Here is a 15,896-nt window from a genome sequence, read left to right as displayed (position 1 = left end):
TTGAAAACCGCTGTCGATCCGTCACAATCGAGCAACGTTACTAATGGCTAGTTTATCACTAATGAAGACGTCACCACTGCCCCCTTGGCCGCGCGATGAGCTCATGTCGCGTTCTCATGACGCGCTGCTTCAGGCGGCTCAAGAGCGCGTGGCGCAGGCCCTGGCACGCTGCCGAGAAGTCTACCCAGCGCTGCCTGCCCCAAAGGTATGGTTTGATTTGAAAGGTGCTTCAGCAGGGCAGGCGCATCTTGGGCGGGGTGGACTACGCTTTAACCCAGTGCTGTTGAAAGACAATCGACAGGCCTTCTTCGATGAAGTGATTCCCCACGAGATGGCCCACTGGCTGGTCTTTCATCTGGCCAACGGCACGCGCTTAAAGCCCCACGGCCGCGAGTGGCAGTCGGTGATGCGAAATCTGTTTGGCTTGGTGCCACGGGTGACTCACCGCTTTGATATTCAGCGTTCCCAACCGCGTCCTTATCGGTATGAGTGTGGCTGCCAGGTCCATCATTTTACCGCCAGACGTCATGCCTTAGTGGTAAAGGGGCGTCGTTATCGTTGCCGCCATTGTGATCAGACCTTGGTCTACAGCGCATTTAAAAACCTGTGATGCTATTTTAAATCATTGTTTTTAAAATAAAAAATGATAATACCAATGTCTAAAGGGAAGCCGTTCAGGACAGGTTTATGCTAGGTGAAGATTACGCGCGTCGGTGTAGTCAATAATAAGGCCGACACCATTTTCTAGAGAGTGCAACTTCACGGACAAAGGCAATTTCATGAGCGAGCATAAAAACGTCTATCCAGTGCGCGATAGCATCGCTGCCAAGGCATGGGCCGATAAAGATAAATATGCGGCAATGTATCAGCAGTCCATGGACGACCCAGAAGGTTTCTGGGACGAGCAAGCAAAACGCCTCGACTGGATTAAAACCCCCAGCAAAATCAAAAACACCTCGTTCGCCCGAGATAACGTCGATATCCGCTGGTTTGAAGACGGCGAACTTAACGTCGCGGCGAACTGCTTAGATCGCCACCTAGAGAAGCGCGGCGACCAAACGGCGATTATTTGGGAAGGCGATAACCCCAACGAATCCAAACATATTAGTTATCGCGAACTTTACGAGCGCACCAATCAGCTAGCAAACGGCTTGAAATCGCTGGGTGTTCAGAAAGGCGATACAGTAACGCTGTATATGCCGATGATTCCCGAAGCGGCCATGGCCATGTTGGCCTGCGCCCGTATCGGTGCGGTGCACTCGGTGGTATTTGGCGGCTTCTCGCCAGACGCTGTGGCCCAGCGGGTCATCGGCGCAGATTCCAAACTGGTGATCACTGCCGATGAGTCGGTTCGCGGTGGCAAGCATGTGCCGCTGAAAGAGAACGTCGACTCTGCGCTCAAGCGTGACGGCACCGATGTGTGCAAAAACGTGCTGGTTGTGAAGCGTACCGGCGGTGAGATCGACTGGCAGGAAGGCCGCGATATCTGGTTTGACGAGCTGGTCGACAAACAGTCCAGCGAGTGCCCAGCTGAGGCGATGAATGCGGAAGATCCGCTGTTCATTCTCTACACCTCAGGCTCCACCGGCGCGCCGAAAGGCTTGAAGCACACTACCGGTGGTTACCTGACCTACGCCGCCATGACGCATCAGTACGTGTTCGACTATCAAGAGGGCGAAATCTACTGGTGTACGGCAGATGTGGGCTGGGTGACCGGGCATAGCTATATCGTTTACGGCCCGCTGGCGAACGGTGCCACTACGCTGATGTTTGAAGGCGTGCCGAGCTATCCGACCCACGGCCGCATGGGTGAAATCGTCGATAAGCATCAGGTCAATATCCTCTACACCGCGCCCACAGCCGTGCGTGCGCTGATGGCTCATGGCGACAACGTGATGGATTCCAGCAAGCGTGATTCGCTGCGCTTACTGGGCTCGGTGGGTGAGCCGATTAACCCCGAAGCGTGGGAGTGGTTCTACCGCGTGATCGGCAACGAGAAGTGTCCGATTGTGGATACTTGGTGGCAGACAGAAACCGGCGGCATCATGATTGCGCCGCTGCCAGGGGCCACCGACCTGAAACCAGGCTCGGCGACCACGCCTTTCTTTGGCGTCAAACCTGCCCTGGTCGATAACGAAGGCCACCAACTCGAAGGAGCCACCGAGGGCAACCTGGTGATTCTGGACTCCTGGCCGGGGCAAGCGCGCTCTATTTGGGGCGATCATGAGCGCTTCGTTCAGACCTATTTCTCTACCTACGACGGCATGTACTTCACGGGCGACGGCTGCCGTCGTGATGAGGATGGCTACTACTGGGTCACCGGCCGGGTGGACGACGTGCTGAACGTCTCCGGCCACCGCATGGGCACCGCCGAGATCGAGTCGTCGCTGGTGGCGCACTCTGCCGTGGCCGAAGCGGCTGTAGTGGGCTTCCCCCACGATATCAAAGGCCAGGGCATCTACATCTACGTGACCCTGAACGACGGTATCGACCCCACGGACGAGCTAAAGAAAGAGTTGACCCAGTGGGTGCGTAAGGATATCGGCCCTATTGCCTCGCCGGATGTTATCCAGTGGGCGCCGGGGCTGCCGAAAACGCGTTCAGGTAAAATTATGCGCCGCATTCTGCGCAAAATTGCCGCCAACGAGTGCGATGGTCTGGGCGATACCAGCACGCTGGCAGACCCGTCGGTGGTCGATGACCTGATCGAACATCGTGCCAACCAGTAAGGGAAGCACCCCCATGAATCGTCTTGTGGGGGCTGTTTTCAATGACCAGCGTCACGCCTGGATTTATTGAATCAGGGAAAACTGCGTTAGTCTGTTGCGGTGCCGGCCATGAGCCGGCACCGCTGTTTCTGTTTGAATGACGTTCCAATAACAAATTGTGCATGTGATGCTTGGGCATGATGAAGCCCATGGGGTACCATGCTTCAACCGTATGAGCCTAGCGTCGCGGCGGCAGGCAACCCCGCTGCTCGAGGAACCGGAGGAATATCCATGGCAGTAGCCCATAAGTTTATCGTCGCTGACGACCATCCGCTGTTTCGTGCAGCGCTCACCCAGGCGTTGCGCCAGTTGGCCCCCCAGGCTGAGATTGTCGAAGCCGACACCATGGAAGCCACCACTGAGGTCGTTAATCGACACCCCGATGCGGATTTAATTCTGCTGGATCTTCATATGCCTGGTGCCCACGGCTTTTCGGGTCTCATCCAACTGCGCGGGCAGATGCCGGATATTCCGGTAGCCGTCGTATCCGGCAGCGATGAGCCCTACGTGGTGCGTCGTGCTATCGACTACGGTGCCTCTGGTTTTATTCCTAAATCATCGTCGCTGCAACTGATCGCGGAAGCGGTCGGTGAGATTCTGCAGGGTGAGGTGTGGTTACCGGAAGCACTAGCCAACGTACTGGAAGAGACCAGTGAAGAGGAGTCGCGCTTTGCTGAGGCGATTGCCTCGCTAACACCCCAGCAGTTTCGCGTGCTGAACATGCTGACCGAAGGCCTGCTGAATAAGCAAATTGCCTACGAGCTGAATGTGTCAGAAGCGACTATTAAAGCCCATGTGACGGCCATTCTGCGCAAGCTGGGCGTGCACTCGCGCACTCAGGCGGTTATTGCCGCGCAGAAACTGGAAGTGGAGCCGCCGAAAGTCGAGTCGTAACGGCTAACGGCAGGTGAACAGCGCCGCGCTTAGATTTTTCTAAGCGCGGCGCTGCTGTTTTTTAGTATTAGGGTTTGGCGCGGCTGGCCTGGAGAGTACGAGTGAGCAGTGCGCGTAGGGCGGCTGGTTTCACCGGCTTGAGCAGGAGCTGGTAGCCTGCCCGCTTGATCTCTTCTGCGACGGCTTCGGTACGGTCGGCGGTGATGACAATGCCGGGAACGGCCCCTGCAAAGCGCTCACTAAGTGCTTCTAGCGCCATCAGGCCGGTGATCTCGTTATCCAGGTGATAATCTGCCAGGATGGCGTCAGGATCACCGTCCATATTGCGTAGAATCGACTTTGCCCCACCGATGCTGGTGGCGGTAAACACTTCGCAGCCCCAGCCGCTGAGCATCGCAGTCATGCCTTCTAGAATCAGTGTTTCGTTGTCGATACACACAATCCGTGTGCCCGCCAGCTTATTACCGCTACGACGGCCGCTGGGCTCCTGATCGGCGACGGTTATTTCTCGGGCCGCAACGATGGGGACGCTAACCGAGAACACAGTGCCAACGCCTTCCCAGGAGCGCACTTTGATAGGGTGGTCGAGCACTCGGCTCATGCGATCAGCGATGGAGAGTCCCAGCCCCAGGCCTTTTTCACTCTCTTTATGACGGGAAACCTGATCGAGGCGTCGGAACTCTTGAAATATCTCCGTCAATTTGGATTCGGGAATCCCTGGCCCGCTGTCCCATACTTCGATCAGCAGTCGCCCTCCTTGGCGGCGGCAGCCAAGCAGCACGCGCCCCTCTTGAGTGTAGCGAATCGCGTTGGAGAGGAAGTTCTGCACGATCCGGCGCAGCATCTGCGGGTCGGAATCCACCCACTGCTGAGTGGGCACAACGTCAAGATCCAAGCCGCGATCATCGGCCATCACCTCAAACTCAGCGCGTAGTGGGCGGAAAATATCGGCCAGGGCAAAGTGGCTGCGCCGTGGCGTCAGCGCACCGGCATCCAGCTTGGAGATATCCAGCAATGTGCCGAGAAGCTCTTCGGCGGCCTGAAGAGAGTTATCGATATGGCCAATGGTGCGCTGGGTGTCGCTGGCGGTGACGTTCTGCATTAGCGCCGAGGTGAACAGCCGCGCGGCGTTCAAAGGCTGCAGCAGGTCGTGGCTGGCGGCGGCCAAGAAGCGGGTTTTCGAAGCGTTGGCGTCTTCAGCGAGCTGTTTGGCCTGGCGCAATGCCTGCTCCGCTTCGGCACGCACGCGGTTCTCTTGGCGTAGAGCAGCGTTGGCTTCGGAGAGCGCCTGGGTACGCTCGCGCACCCGCTCTTCCAGGGTTTCGTTGGTCTCTTTGAGGGCAATTTCTGCTTGGCGGCGCTCGGTAATATCTTGATACAGCGCGAAGAAACCCAAAATCGACTGGCTGTCACCAAAGTGCGGGGTGTAGGTCACCAGCATATAGCGCATGGCGTCGTTGACCTGCATGGAGACTTCAAAACTGACCCGCTCACCGGCCAGGGTGCGCTGTACCCAGGGCACCCGTTCTTCGGCCTGTTTCACCGGCAGCACGTCTTCGTAGCGCCGCCCAATCACCGCGTTGCGGTCGATGTTGAACGCCTGCTCGTAGGCGCGGTTGGTAAAGAGATAGCGGCTCTCTTTATCGAAGTAGGCAATGAGCGCCGGGACGTTATCGGTATAGATGCGGATATTGTTTTCTGAGCGGATCAGCGCCTCTTCGATACGCTTTTGCTGGGTAATATCCTGATAGGTGTAGACAAAGCCGCCGCCGGGCATCGGGTTGCCCTGTACTTCCAGCACGCTGCCGTCCTGGCGGTAGCGTACGTAGCGGTGGGGTTGGCCATCGCGAATGTTATCCAGCAGCAGTTGCACGTGCTCTTCCGGGTCGCCAGGGCCGTACTCGCCGTTGTGGGCGTTGTAGCGGAAGATGCGATCCATCGGTGCGCCGACGCGAATGATGTGGTCGGGGAAGCGGAACAGCTCTAAATAGCGCTGGTTCCACACCACTAGGCGCAGGTTCTGGTCGACCACACTGATGCCTTGGTTGATGTTCTCGATGGTGGCTTGTAGCAGGGCACGGTTGAACTCCAGCACCTGGGAGGCCTCATCCACGATGGAGATCACATCGGAAATACCGATGCCTCGCCCTTGAAGGGCAGAGTTCACCACGATCCGCGCCGACGATGCCCCCAAGACAGAGGCGAGAAACCGCTCGGTGAATTGGATCACGTCGATGGAGGCGCGGGTGCCATCGTCCAGCGGCTTGCCCGCTCGGCGTGCGTAATCATCGAAGGCACGGTCGACTTGGCCCGCGCCTAAGAAGCGCTCACACAGCACTTTCAAATCGCCCACCGTTGTGGCCCCTGTCCAGGGGCGATTAACGGAGGTTTGGCGAGTTTCGACGCTATCCACAAACAGCGACGCCTGAATGCGTTCGACTACCCGCTGGGAGGTGATCTGTGAGACAAAGATATAGCAGAACAGATTGACCCCTAGCGAAAGCATCACGCCATGGGTAAAGGCATCGCCCATGTTCAGGCCAAACAGCGCCGTGGGTGACAGCCAGTTAAGCCCCAGCGGGCCACCGGCAAGCCACGCTTGAGGCAGTACACCAGCGTTAATCATGGCGGGCATGAGCAGGCTATACGCCCAAATAGCAAAGCCCACGTTCATGCCCACAATGACGCCTAAGCGGTTGCCGCGCTTCCAGTACAGCCCGCCAATCAGCGCCGGAGCAAACTGGGCCGCCGCTGCAAACGAGAGCATGCCGATGGAGGCCAGCGAGGTGAACTCGCCAATCAGTTGGTAAAAGCCGTACGCCATGGCCAGCACGGCCACGATAGTGAGGCGGCGAGCGCGCAGCACCAAACGGCCATAGTCTCTGGCTTTGGTGTCGAACCAGCGCAGCCTGAAGAGCGCCGGGATCACAATTTCGTTCGAGATCATGATGGAGACCGCCACCGCCGCCACAATCACCATGCCCGTTGCGGCAGAGAATCCGCCGATAAACGTGAGCAGCGTGAGCCACTGCTGGCCGGAGGCCATGGAAAGGGCGAGCGCATAGGTGTCGGGCTCCACACCGCTTTCTGAAAACAGCAGCAGACCAGCGGCGGCCAGGGGAACTACGAAAAAGGCAATCGCCAGCAAGTAAAGCGGAAACAGCCAGCGTGCTTTAGTGGCGTCGTCAGGGTGAATGTTCTCGACCACCGCCACATGAAACTGGCGGGGTAGACACAGGATTGCCAGCATGGCGAGCAGGGTCTGCGCCCAGAAGCTCTGGCCAAAATCCTGATTAGCGAGCTGGCGCTGAAGTTCAAGCTGACTCTCTGCGTGCCCCATCAGCTCACCCAGGCCATCGAACATGCCCCAGGTAACAAAAGCGCCGAGGACGACAAAGGCCAGCAGCTTGACCAATGACTCAAACGCGACGGCGTGGATTAAACCTTCATGGTGTTCAGTGGCATCGGTATGCCGCGTGCCGAATAGAATGGCAAAAATGGCCATCACCACTGCCACATAAAAGGCCGTATCGCCAAACAGTGGCGTATGAGTAACATCAGAAGCGTCGGTGAGCACGCTGAACGTGGTGGAGACCGCTTTTAGCTGTAGCGCGATGTAGGGCAGGGTGCCGACAAGGGCGACCAGACTAGCAAAGGCGGCCAGCGATTGGGTTTTACCGTAACGGGAGGCGATGAAGTCGGCAATGGAGGTGACGTTTTGGTGCTTAGCAACGCGGATCATCTTCGCCAGCACAGGCCAGAAGAGCAAAAACGTCAGAATAGGCCCGACAAAGATACTGGCAAATGACCAGCCCGCGGTGGCAGCTTGACCCACCGCGCCGTAGAAGGTCCATGACGTACAGTAGATAGCGAGCGCTAGGCTATAAATAATCGGGCGGCGCCGGCTAGCGCCGTGAGTGCGTGCACGCCGGTCGCCAAACCAGGCAATACCAAACAGCACTGCAATATAGAGCAGTGACACCGCGACCAGCAGCCCGCCATGAAACATAGTGTCTCCTCACCAATCGTACCTTTAACAGTACCTTTAAATAGCGCTTCTGAGCGGTACGTCTAAATCGACCTTCGCCCAGCAAAGGGCTCCATTCTAGGCGAAGGGGAGGCGCTACGTCTGCCGTTCGTTGGCCAGTTGGCAAACGGTGGTCAGCAGCGGTGAGGTGTCGCGGAGTGTGCGTAGCTCATTGAGATCCGCGTCCCCGGTCTCTGGGTTTAGCGGAATCAGCTCTCGGCTTGAGCAGTTGAGGATGTAGGGCTGCGTGGTGATCAGGTCCGTATGGCGGCGCTCAAACTGGTAAAGAATAAACTCGGCCACCAGATCGCCATCGACGGTTTGGGCGCGTACATTCTCGCTATCCACCACACTAAAAGTGGTGGTGATCGGGAAAATAAACGTCCAGGGTCGCCACATGTTGCTGGACGTGTCGCTGGAAATCACTTGGGCCGTTTCCGGCAGCTGCAGCTGCTTATGCTCGAACCAGTCATACTCAAATTGAACCTGATAACCCAGCATGCCCAGCCCACCAAACACCGGCACGATCCATTTGGGTAGCCGCTTACGGCTGATTGTTCGAAGCAATAGGCCGATACCTGCCGCGGCAAGGCCTGCAAACACAGCGGCCACTAAGTGCCAAATCATACTATTTCCTTCTGAAAAGCCATCGGGCTTCCCTAAGGAAGCCCGATGGAAGGTGGTTCCGTTCGCTATTGGCCGACGGCGCAATAAGGTGGAACGATTATGACTTAGTGATCAACCGCTGCACCAGCACCTTTCGGATAGCGTACGCTTTCCACCAGGTCCTGAATTTCTTGCGGCGGCGCATCGGTGGCGTTAGAGACAACGAAGGCCACAGCGAAGTTGATCAGCGCGCCTACAGCACCAAACGAGAGCGGTGAAATGCCCAGTATCCAGTTATCCGGCGTATTGGCCAGCATGTTGGTGCCCGGAATAAAGAACCAGCCCAGGTAGGTGAAGATGTAGAGCAGGGTGCAGATCAGACCTGCCAGCATACCGGCAATTGCGCCTTTGTTGTTCATGCGCTTAGAGAAGATACCCATCATTAGCGCAGGGAACAGCGAGGCACCGGCAATACCGAAGGCAAGTGCTACCGTTTGAGCGGCAAACCCAGGTGGGTTAAGGCCCAAGTAAGTTGCTAGCAGGATCGCACCGGCCATGGAGATACGCGCCGCCAGCATTTCGCCTTTTTCGGAGATTTTCGGGTTGATCATGGTTTTGATCAAGTCATGACTGATCGCTGACGAGATTGCCAAGAGCAGACCCGCTGCCGTAGAGAGTGCCGCTGCGATACCGCCCGCTGCGATCAAGCCCACTACCCAGCTTGGGAGATTGGCAATTTCAGGGTTCGCCAATACTAGGATGTCGTTGTTTACTTCTAGCTCGTTACCTTCCCAGCCGCGATCAGAAAAATCAGCCGCATTGTTGTACATCTGGATACGACCATCGTTGTTCAGGTCAGTATGGGTAATCAGGCCAGTCTCTTCCCAGGTGCGGAACCAGTCAGGGCGATCTTCATAGAGGATGGGGTTAAGAGTGGCTTCTTCATAGTTTTCCACCTGCCCAGCCATATCTGGATAGACGGTTGTAGCCAGGTTGAGACGTGCCATTGAGCCAACCGCAGGAGCGGTTAAATACAGCAGTGCGATGAAGACAAGTGCCCAGCCCGCTGACCAACGTGCATCGGCTACTTTCGGTACAGTAAAGAAGCGGATAATAACGTGGGGCAGACCGGCAGTACCGACCATCAGCGATAGAGTGAACAACACCATGTTCAGCTTGTTATCAACGTCTGCGGTGTAGTCTTGGAAACCCAGTGCATTGACCACATCGTCAAGCTTCGTGAGTAACGGAATGCCGGACTCTGTATGTGTGCTGAACATGCCGAACATCGGGATTGGGTTGCCGGTAAGCTGCATGGCGATAAACACCGCCGGGATAGTGTAGGCGATGATCAGTACCACGTACTGAGCAACCTGCGTATACGTGATGCCTTTCATACCGCCGAAAACAGCGTAAAGGAAGACGATAAACGCGGCGATCCAGATACCCCAGGTGTTGCTCACTTCTAGGAAGCGGGAGAACGCAACGCCTGCACCGGTCATCTGGCCGATAACGTAGGTCACCGAGGCTACGATCAAACACACAATCGCCACTAAACGCGCGGTGTTACTGTAGAAGCGGTCGCCGATGAAATCTGGAACGGTGAACTTGCCGAACTTACGCAGGTAAGGGGCAAGTAGCATCGCCAGGATAACGTAGCCCCCGGTCCAGCCCATCAGGAAGGTGGAGTTAGCGTAGCCGCCAGAAGCGAGCAAGCCCGCCATAGAGATAAATGATGCCGCCGACATCCAGTCGGCTGCTGTCGCCATGCCGTTGGTAATCGGGTGTACGCCGCCACCGGCGACATAGAAGTCTTTGGTGGAGCCCGCTCGCGCCCATATCGCAATCCCGATATAGAGCGCAAACGAGGCGCCAACAAACAGTAAGTTAATTGCAAACTGGCTCATGCTGGCTTACTCCCCCAGGCCGTATTTTTTGTCGAGCGCGTTCATTCTCCAGGCGTAGAAGAAGATCAGCACGATGAAGGTAAGAATGGAGCCTTGCTGAGCAAACCAGAAGCCCAGGTCCGTTCCGCCAACGGGAATGCCCGCGAGTAGCGGACGGAATAGGATGGCGCATCCATAGGAGACAAATGCCCAAACCATGAGGCATCCGAAGATTAGCCGGACGTTGGCCTTCCAGTATTCAGCAGCATTGGATTTATCGTCTGCCATTGTGTTGCTCTCCAGTTGTGATTTTTAGGGTTGGAAAGTGAACTCAAGATAGCGTTTGGTTCATCAGGGCGACCCCGCATAGAAAACCGCGCTGGGTGTTGGGCGGTAAGACAGCGTTGCCAGGCACGTCACCTTCTTATTGTTAAGCCGTCTTGTGTCGTTATTGGGTGATCGGCAAGTTATCGTCAGCGGCTTGAAGTGCGTTAGATAGGTGTCGTGCGATTACCCTGTATGACTCGTTGATAATACTGGGCAATAATCGCAAAAAATAAATCCCAGACTTTGGTATCAGGTGCTTTTAGTGATGCGATGAAAATGGTCTGTATGAATATAAAGCATTATTTTTGATGGCCTTTCAGCGCTCTTTAAACGCCGCGTGGCCGGTGATAGGACAATGGTCTATGGCTCGGTTAAAAGTAATGTTTGCTACCTTAATGAGTGATGTTTAATCGTTTTAAGAGAGTTTAAAAAAGACACTACTTTAGTCGCTAAACGAACGTCGTTAAGACGTTAGCGCTATAGCTTAAAGTATAATAAGTGAATGAGTTGAAAAGTAGTCAAACCGTTCGTTTTACTTCCCAACCCCTGCCCTTAAGCGAGGTCGCCCATGGTAGAAATGGATCTCTCCCAGCTACCGTTTACGCTGATGGATGAGGCGGGGCGCGATCATGTTCGTCGCGGGATGGATCTTGCCTACTTTGACCGCGATGAAATTATTCTGGAGATGGGCCAGCCGGGTGAGTCGGTTTTTTTGATACATAAAGGAGAAGTCGCCGAGCTTGATCCCACCCTGCCTGCTGCTAGTGCGCGCATTGGCCACTACACCGCAGGCGATTTGTTTGGCGCCATCAGTATTCTCAACGGCAAAAGCCGCTACCGCTTCCAAGCTGAACAAGAGTGCCTGTGCTATGTGATGCCTAAAGCGCTGTTTACTCAACTGTGCCGTCACTATCCACCGTTTGAGCAGTTCTTTAAGCAGTCGCTCTCACACAAAGCGCGCCTGCTCACCGAAAAACGCGCTGAAGGCGGCGTCACCATGGCGGGCTTTATGCTGGCCAAAGTGAATGAGTGTATGCGCGAGCCGCTGCTCATTGATGCCTCAAAGAGTATTCATGACGCTGTTCGACAGCTACATGATAGTCATGCGGACAGTCTACTGGTCGCTACTGCAGGCGCCCTGGGCATGGTGACCAAAACCGATCTGCTCAATGGGTTGGTATTGGGTAACTGCACCCAGGCAACACCGGTTGAAGCGCTGGCCAACGTCTCCTTGGTCACGGTAGCTCCCGAGCAGTACCTGTTTGAAGCGCTGATTTTAATGACCCGCCATAAAGTGGCGCGGGTGGTGGTAATGGAAGGGGAGAGTGTTAAAGGCGTCGTTGAGCTAATGGACGTGTTGAGCTTCTTCTCTAGCCGTAGCTACGTGGTCAGCCTGCAGGTGGAGCAGGCTAGCAGTCTGGAAGCGCTGGCGGCGGCTAGCCAGCGTACGCCGGAATTAGTGAATGCGCTGATGGCGCAGGGCGTAAAGCTGCGTTTTGCCATGGATCTGTTGGCGGCGCTGAACGGGCGCATTATGAGCAAAGCGTGGAGCTTCACAGTGCCTGAGCAGTACCACACCCAAAGCTGCTTAATGGTGATGGGCAGCGAAGGACGCGGCGAGCAGATCCTCAAAACCGATCAAGATAACGGGTTGATCTTAGCTGATGATTGCCAGTGGCCCACAGTGGCTGAGGAGATGAACACTCTAACGGAAACGCTAATCCAGCTAGGCTATCCACCTTGCCCCGGCAATATCATGGTGTCTAACCCAGAGTGGGTAGGTACGGTTTCCCAGTGGAAAAACAATATCACTAAGTGGGTCAATGCCCGAGATGGCGATAGCCTGATGAAACTAGCGATTCTATTGGACTCCCACTGCGTGGCGGGTAATCCGGCGCTACTGGATCAGGTGCGTGAAGCGCTGTTTGAGCGCTGCTCCCACGATGAACTGCTGCTCTCTTACTTTGCCCGGGCGGCACTGCGCTTCTCGACGCCGCTGACGCTATTTGGCTCGCTGAAAAAGCCCCAGCACGGTATTGATATCAAAAAAGGCGGTATTTTTCCGATAGTCCACGGTGTGCGTACGATGGCCCTTGAGCGGCGCATTAATGCGACCTCTACCTTGGACCGCTTAGATGCCTTGGCCGCCGATGGGCGGCTTGACCGCCGCTTTGCTGATGATCTAGGCGAGGCGCTGGCGCTGTTTACCGAGCTACGCCTTCGTCAGCAGCTTCAGGAGTTGGATAACGTCAACCCTAAACGCACCAATCGAGTGGTCGTTCAGGAACTCTCTTCGCTAGAACGGGACTTGTTGCGTGAAGCCCTACGCATCGTGAAAGACTTTAAGCAGCGTCTTTCCCATCGTTACCATTTGGAGTATTCGTGAGCGGAATGCGCTTGTTAGATCGACATATGACCCTGTTCAGCGGTTCACTGCGCACTCTGCTTCAGCGTGAGAGCGACCGCCGTCGCTGGGCGGACTCGCCCTATGCCTGGCTGTTTCAGCCTTATATGGGGGAAGAGGCCGTGGCCATGGCGTGCCAGGTAAGCGCCGTTCAGCCCGCTGTAATGAGTGTGGCGGCGGTGGTGCTAAGCCCGCGCCAAGTGCACACCAGCCGTACGTGGGTGGCCACCTTAGTCGCATCATCGGCGCTGGCGCCTGCTACTCTGCGACGCCATCATCAGTTGCATGCCACGCACTCGCCCCGTTCTCCCGATGCTGAGTGTCTGAGTGAGCTGGCGGAGTTTATTGGCAATCGGCCGCTAGTCGGGTGGCAATTAGAGAACACCATTGAGCCGCTTAATGGGCTGTTTCGAAACGTGCTGGGATTCGGGCTGCCTAACGCGCAGGTGGATATTGCCAAGCTGCACGGGCGTCAGCTACGGCGGCTGCATCCTCATATCGAAGCCAGCAGCTGCCTTGGTGATGCGCTTACCCGATGGAAACTGCCCCCATTAACCTGGCCCAGCGTGGTCAGCGAAGCCACCGCCAGCGCGTTGCTGTATCTGCGTCTTCAGCGCGAGATAGCGTTAACTGCCTAGGGTTTGTATTGGGTAGAGCGTCGCTGTTACAGTAAGCTGCGCTTGACGATCAATGAGTCCAAAAGTGCGGTCACCAGCGTGTTTGGTCGCAAGTTCCTGGGCTACGCCCTATGGGAAGCTAAGGGTGGAGATGTCCGACGTGGTATATCAGCAAAAGCGTTGGGGACATTTAAACAGCGGATTAGGCAACTGACACGCCGAAATGGCGGACGCAGTATCTCACAGGTCGTCGCCTATCTACGACGCTACCTTTTAGGCTGGCAAGGCTACTTTAAGCTGTCGCAAACACCTCGTATCTGGCGGTCGCTGGACGGGTGGATACGACGACGGTTAAGAGCTTTGCACCTTAAGCAATGGCGTCGAGGTAAGACGATTTATCGTGAGCTGATGCGTCTTGGCGCTACGCCGAGGGTAGCACAATCGGTGGCGGCGTTGAGTCGTCGCTGGTGGCACAACAGTCTGTCGGGAGTCCATCATGTATTAACCCGCCTTATTCATGAGGCCGACCTGAAAACGAAGATAGCGGATGGTATTCTCTTGAGAAATCAGAACGTTCCGGCAAGAATCTGAACCAAGAGAGCCATCCGCTATGGGTGAAAGCCTATCCACCTGGACGCCCTCATGCAACGGCTCTGTCCGTGTTGAGCTGAGCGGCCAGCGCACTACCAGCGACAGCGGCGCTCTGCTGTTGCGTGAGGCCCTCGACAACAGCGGCGTGATTGAGGCGCTGGAAGACAATCTGGTCGATCGACGCCACCCGCTGCGCATCCTTCATTCGCTGGCCAGCCAGTTGCGTACCCTGGTGCTGCAGCGTGCGATGGGCTGGATCGACCTCAGCGATACCGACACGCTGCGCCGTGATCCGCTCTGGCAGCTGGGCCTGCAGCGATGCGCGCGGGACAACGCCCCTGGCCCAGGACCGGCCGTCGCAAGCCACGCTGTCGCGGCTGCTGAGCTGCCTCGGTCGTAACGACAATATCGATGCCGTGCACGAAGGCCTGCTGCGGCTGGTGGTCTGGCGCCTGACCTCGCTGCAGAACGGCGAGCGTCCCAAGCAGCTGACGCTGGACATCGACGGCCTGCCGATCGAAGTCCACGGCCACCAAGGCGGGTCCGCATTTCACGGACTTTACGGTGCCCGCATCTACTCGCCGCTGGTCGCCTCGCTGGCCGAGACCGGCGACATGGTGGGTGGGCTGCTGCGCGAGGGCAACGCCGGCCCGGCCGAGAACGCCGACACCTGGATCCCGCATCTGGTACGACGACTCAACGAGAGCACCGGGGCACAGGTTCGTGTGCGCATCGACGCCGGTTTTACCGATAACGCGACGCTGGAGGCCCTGGAGGATCGGGAGATCGAATACCTGGGCCGGTTGCGCAGTCACACCGGTCTACAGAAGCTGGCAGCACCGCTCCTGAAGCGGCCACCCGGCCGGCCACCCGAGCAGCCTCGCGAGTGGTGCCACGATCTGGAGTATCAAGCGGGCTCTTGGTCGGCACCGCGTCGCGTGGTGCTGGTGGTGCAGGAACGCCCCGATGACCTGCTGCTGCATGCCTTCTTCCTGGTCACCAACCTCGGCAAGTTCGACTGGCCGCCAGAGAAGGTCCTAGCACTCTATCGCAAGCGCGGCAGCGCCGAGGCGCACATGGGCGAAGTGAAGTCGGCGCTCGACGTGCACCTCTCGTCGACCGAGCGCGGCGCCTCCACCGTTCAGGACGTGATGGCCCGCAACGAGGTGAGCCTGCTGCTCAGCCTCTACGCCTACCAGGTCCTGCATGGCCTGCGCTGCCTGCTGGAGCGGCAGACCCGGCAAGGCTGGAGCCTCAGCCGGATGCGCGAGCAGGTGCTGAAGGTCGCCGCCACGCTGAGGCTGCACGCTCGGCGAATCACCGTTCATCTGGGTGCCGCCGCCGACAAGTGGTGGCCGACCTTGCTTAAGGGGCTGCCGAAGCTGACCGCACTGAGCTGACGCTCCTGCGAGACCACCACAGCATCAGAAAGCGAGCGACCGGAGCGGCGGTCGGCGATCACGGCTGCTTGGACGGCCGCCATTGATTCCAAAGAGCTATAAGTAAGTAGGAAAAGGGCTGCGTTCTGGCATTACTCAACAGCCACTCGCGCTGAAGATGCGAATCCTGATAAGCAATGCCAACAGCCAGTACCTTCAGACCGCTCAATCAGCGCCCTCGTGAATAAGGCGGGCTTAAATGAATCCCGCCGACATGAGCCTGCCGCCGCTGGCGGCGGCCTTCGTCTTCGGCTTGCTGGGAGGCGCGCACTGTATCGGCATGTGTGGCGGCATCATGAGTGCCCTGACCTTTGCTGTGCCCCCCAGCATGCGACAG

At 57.0% G+C, this 15,896-nt stretch carries 11 protein-coding genes and 1 pseudogene; 8 read left to right on the top strand and 4 right to left on the bottom strand.

Going from position 1 to position 15,896, the window contains the following annotated elements; translation table 11 throughout:
- The first annotated feature begins 103 nt into the window (after nucleotides 1-103).
- The 3 genes from AC13CN_RS11235 to AC13CN_RS11225 all read left to right on the top strand — a co-directional run bounded on the left by AC13CN_RS11235 (nucleotide 104) and on the right by AC13CN_RS11225 (nucleotide 3,662).
- Nucleotides 104-610 (top strand): SprT family zinc-dependent metalloprotease, encoded by a 507-nt coding sequence (locus AC13CN_RS11235; protein ID WP_228168337.1) that lies wholly within the window; start codon nucleotides 104-106, stop codon nucleotides 608-610.
- A gap of 169 nt (nucleotides 611-779) precedes the next feature.
- Nucleotides 780-2,729 carry an acetate--CoA ligase gene (gene acs / locus AC13CN_RS11230; RefSeq protein WP_089674993.1) on the top strand — a complete coding sequence of 650 codons (1,950 nt, stop codon included), beginning with the start codon at nucleotides 780-782 and terminating at the stop codon, nucleotides 2,727-2,729.
- Nucleotides 2,730-2,999: 270 nt separating this feature from the next.
- Entirely contained in the window at nucleotides 3,000-3,662 is a 663-nt protein-coding gene (locus AC13CN_RS11225) for a LuxR C-terminal-related transcriptional regulator (protein WP_016916171.1), read from the top strand.
- 67 nt (nucleotides 3,663-3,729) lie between these two features.
- Here the strand turns inward: AC13CN_RS11225 and AC13CN_RS11220 are convergent, their stop codons facing one another.
- The 4 genes from AC13CN_RS11220 to AC13CN_RS11205 form a co-directional block, all read right to left on the bottom strand.
- A complete protein-coding gene (locus tag AC13CN_RS11220) occupies nucleotides 3,730-7,671 on the bottom strand; it encodes a hybrid sensor histidine kinase/response regulator (protein WP_253557187.1) in 3,942 nt (1,313 codons plus the stop codon).
- A gap of 114 nt (nucleotides 7,672-7,785) precedes the next feature.
- Nucleotides 7,786-8,316 carry a hypothetical protein gene (locus AC13CN_RS11215; RefSeq protein WP_062374854.1) on the bottom strand — a complete coding sequence of 177 codons (531 nt, stop codon included), beginning with the start codon at nucleotides 8,314-8,316 and terminating at the stop codon, nucleotides 7,786-7,788.
- Between the two features lie 104 nt (nucleotides 8,317-8,420).
- Nucleotides 8,421-10,202, bottom strand: coding sequence for a sodium:solute symporter family protein (locus AC13CN_RS11210; protein WP_089674989.1), 1,782 nt, complete (start codon nucleotides 10,200-10,202; stop codon nucleotides 8,421-8,423).
- A 6-nt stretch (nucleotides 10,203-10,208) separates the two neighbouring features.
- Nucleotides 10,209-10,469: a DUF4212 domain-containing protein gene (locus AC13CN_RS11205; RefSeq protein WP_044628717.1), complete on the bottom strand. Its 261-nt coding sequence runs from the start codon at nucleotides 10,467-10,469 to the stop codon at nucleotides 10,209-10,211.
- A gap of 607 nt (nucleotides 10,470-11,076) precedes the next feature.
- On the opposite strand from AC13CN_RS11205, the gene AC13CN_RS11200 reads away from it, so the two are divergent.
- From AC13CN_RS11200 to AC13CN_RS11180, 5 genes and pseudogenes are all read left to right on the top strand, one after another.
- Nucleotides 11,077-12,894 (top strand): putative nucleotidyltransferase substrate binding domain-containing protein, encoded by a 1,818-nt coding sequence (locus AC13CN_RS11200; protein ID WP_253557185.1) that lies wholly within the window; start codon nucleotides 11,077-11,079, stop codon nucleotides 12,892-12,894.
- Nucleotides 12,895-12,899: 5 nt separating this feature from the next.
- Complete coding sequence (locus tag AC13CN_RS11195; RefSeq protein WP_058577151.1) at nucleotides 12,900-13,550, top strand: 3'-5' exonuclease family protein; 651 nt, start codon at nucleotides 12,900-12,902, stop codon at nucleotides 13,548-13,550.
- Nucleotides 13,551-13,628: 78 nt separating this feature from the next.
- A complete protein-coding gene (locus AC13CN_RS11190) occupies nucleotides 13,629-14,120 on the top strand; it encodes a group II intron maturase-specific domain-containing protein (protein ID WP_228219251.1) in 492 nt (163 codons plus the stop codon).
- Nucleotides 14,121-14,139: 19 nt separating this feature from the next.
- Nucleotides 14,140-15,520, top strand: a pseudogene (locus tag AC13CN_RS11185) (IS1380-like element ISPsp9 family transposase).
- A gap of 238 nt (nucleotides 15,521-15,758) precedes the next feature.
- Nucleotides 15,759-15,896: urease accessory protein UreH domain-containing protein (locus AC13CN_RS11180; protein WP_483052948.1), on the top strand; the 138-nt coding region annotated here is incomplete at its 3' end.

It is taken from the genome of Vreelandella sp. L-25 (assembly GCF_056857535.1).
The sequence above is the reverse complement of the archived record's forward strand: the minus strand, read 5'-3'. Positions and strand labels throughout refer to the sequence as shown.

What these genes read in the sequence shown, in the direction of transcription:
- AC13CN_RS11205 (WP_044628717.1), bottom strand. Translation starts at nt 10,469, where the DNA reads ATGGCAGACGATAAATCCAATGCTGCTGAATACTGGAAGGCCAACGTC.
- AC13CN_RS11200 (WP_253557185.1), top strand. Translation starts at nt 11,077, where the DNA reads ATGGTAGAAATGGATCTCTCCCAGCTACCGTTTACGCTGATGGATGAG.
- AC13CN_RS11235 (WP_228168337.1), top strand. Translation starts at nt 104, where the DNA reads ATGTCGCGTTCTCATGACGCGCTGCTTCAGGCGGCTCAAGAGCGCGTG.
- AC13CN_RS11215 (WP_062374854.1), bottom strand. Translation starts at nt 8,316, where the DNA reads ATGATTTGGCACTTAGTGGCCGCTGTGTTTGCAGGCCTTGCCGCGGCA.
- AC13CN_RS11210 (WP_089674989.1), bottom strand. Translation starts at nt 10,202, where the DNA reads ATGAGCCAGTTTGCAATTAACTTACTGTTTGTTGGCGCCTCGTTTGCG.
- acs (WP_089674993.1), top strand. Translation starts at nt 780, where the DNA reads ATGAGCGAGCATAAAAACGTCTATCCAGTGCGCGATAGCATCGCTGCC.
- AC13CN_RS11195 (WP_058577151.1), top strand. Translation starts at nt 12,900, where the DNA reads ATGCGCTTGTTAGATCGACATATGACCCTGTTCAGCGGTTCACTGCGC.
- AC13CN_RS11220 (WP_253557187.1), bottom strand. Translation starts at nt 7,671, where the DNA reads ATGTTTCATGGCGGGCTGCTGGTCGCGGTGTCACTGCTCTATATTGCA.
- AC13CN_RS11225 (WP_016916171.1), top strand. Translation starts at nt 3,000, where the DNA reads ATGGCAGTAGCCCATAAGTTTATCGTCGCTGACGACCATCCGCTGTTT.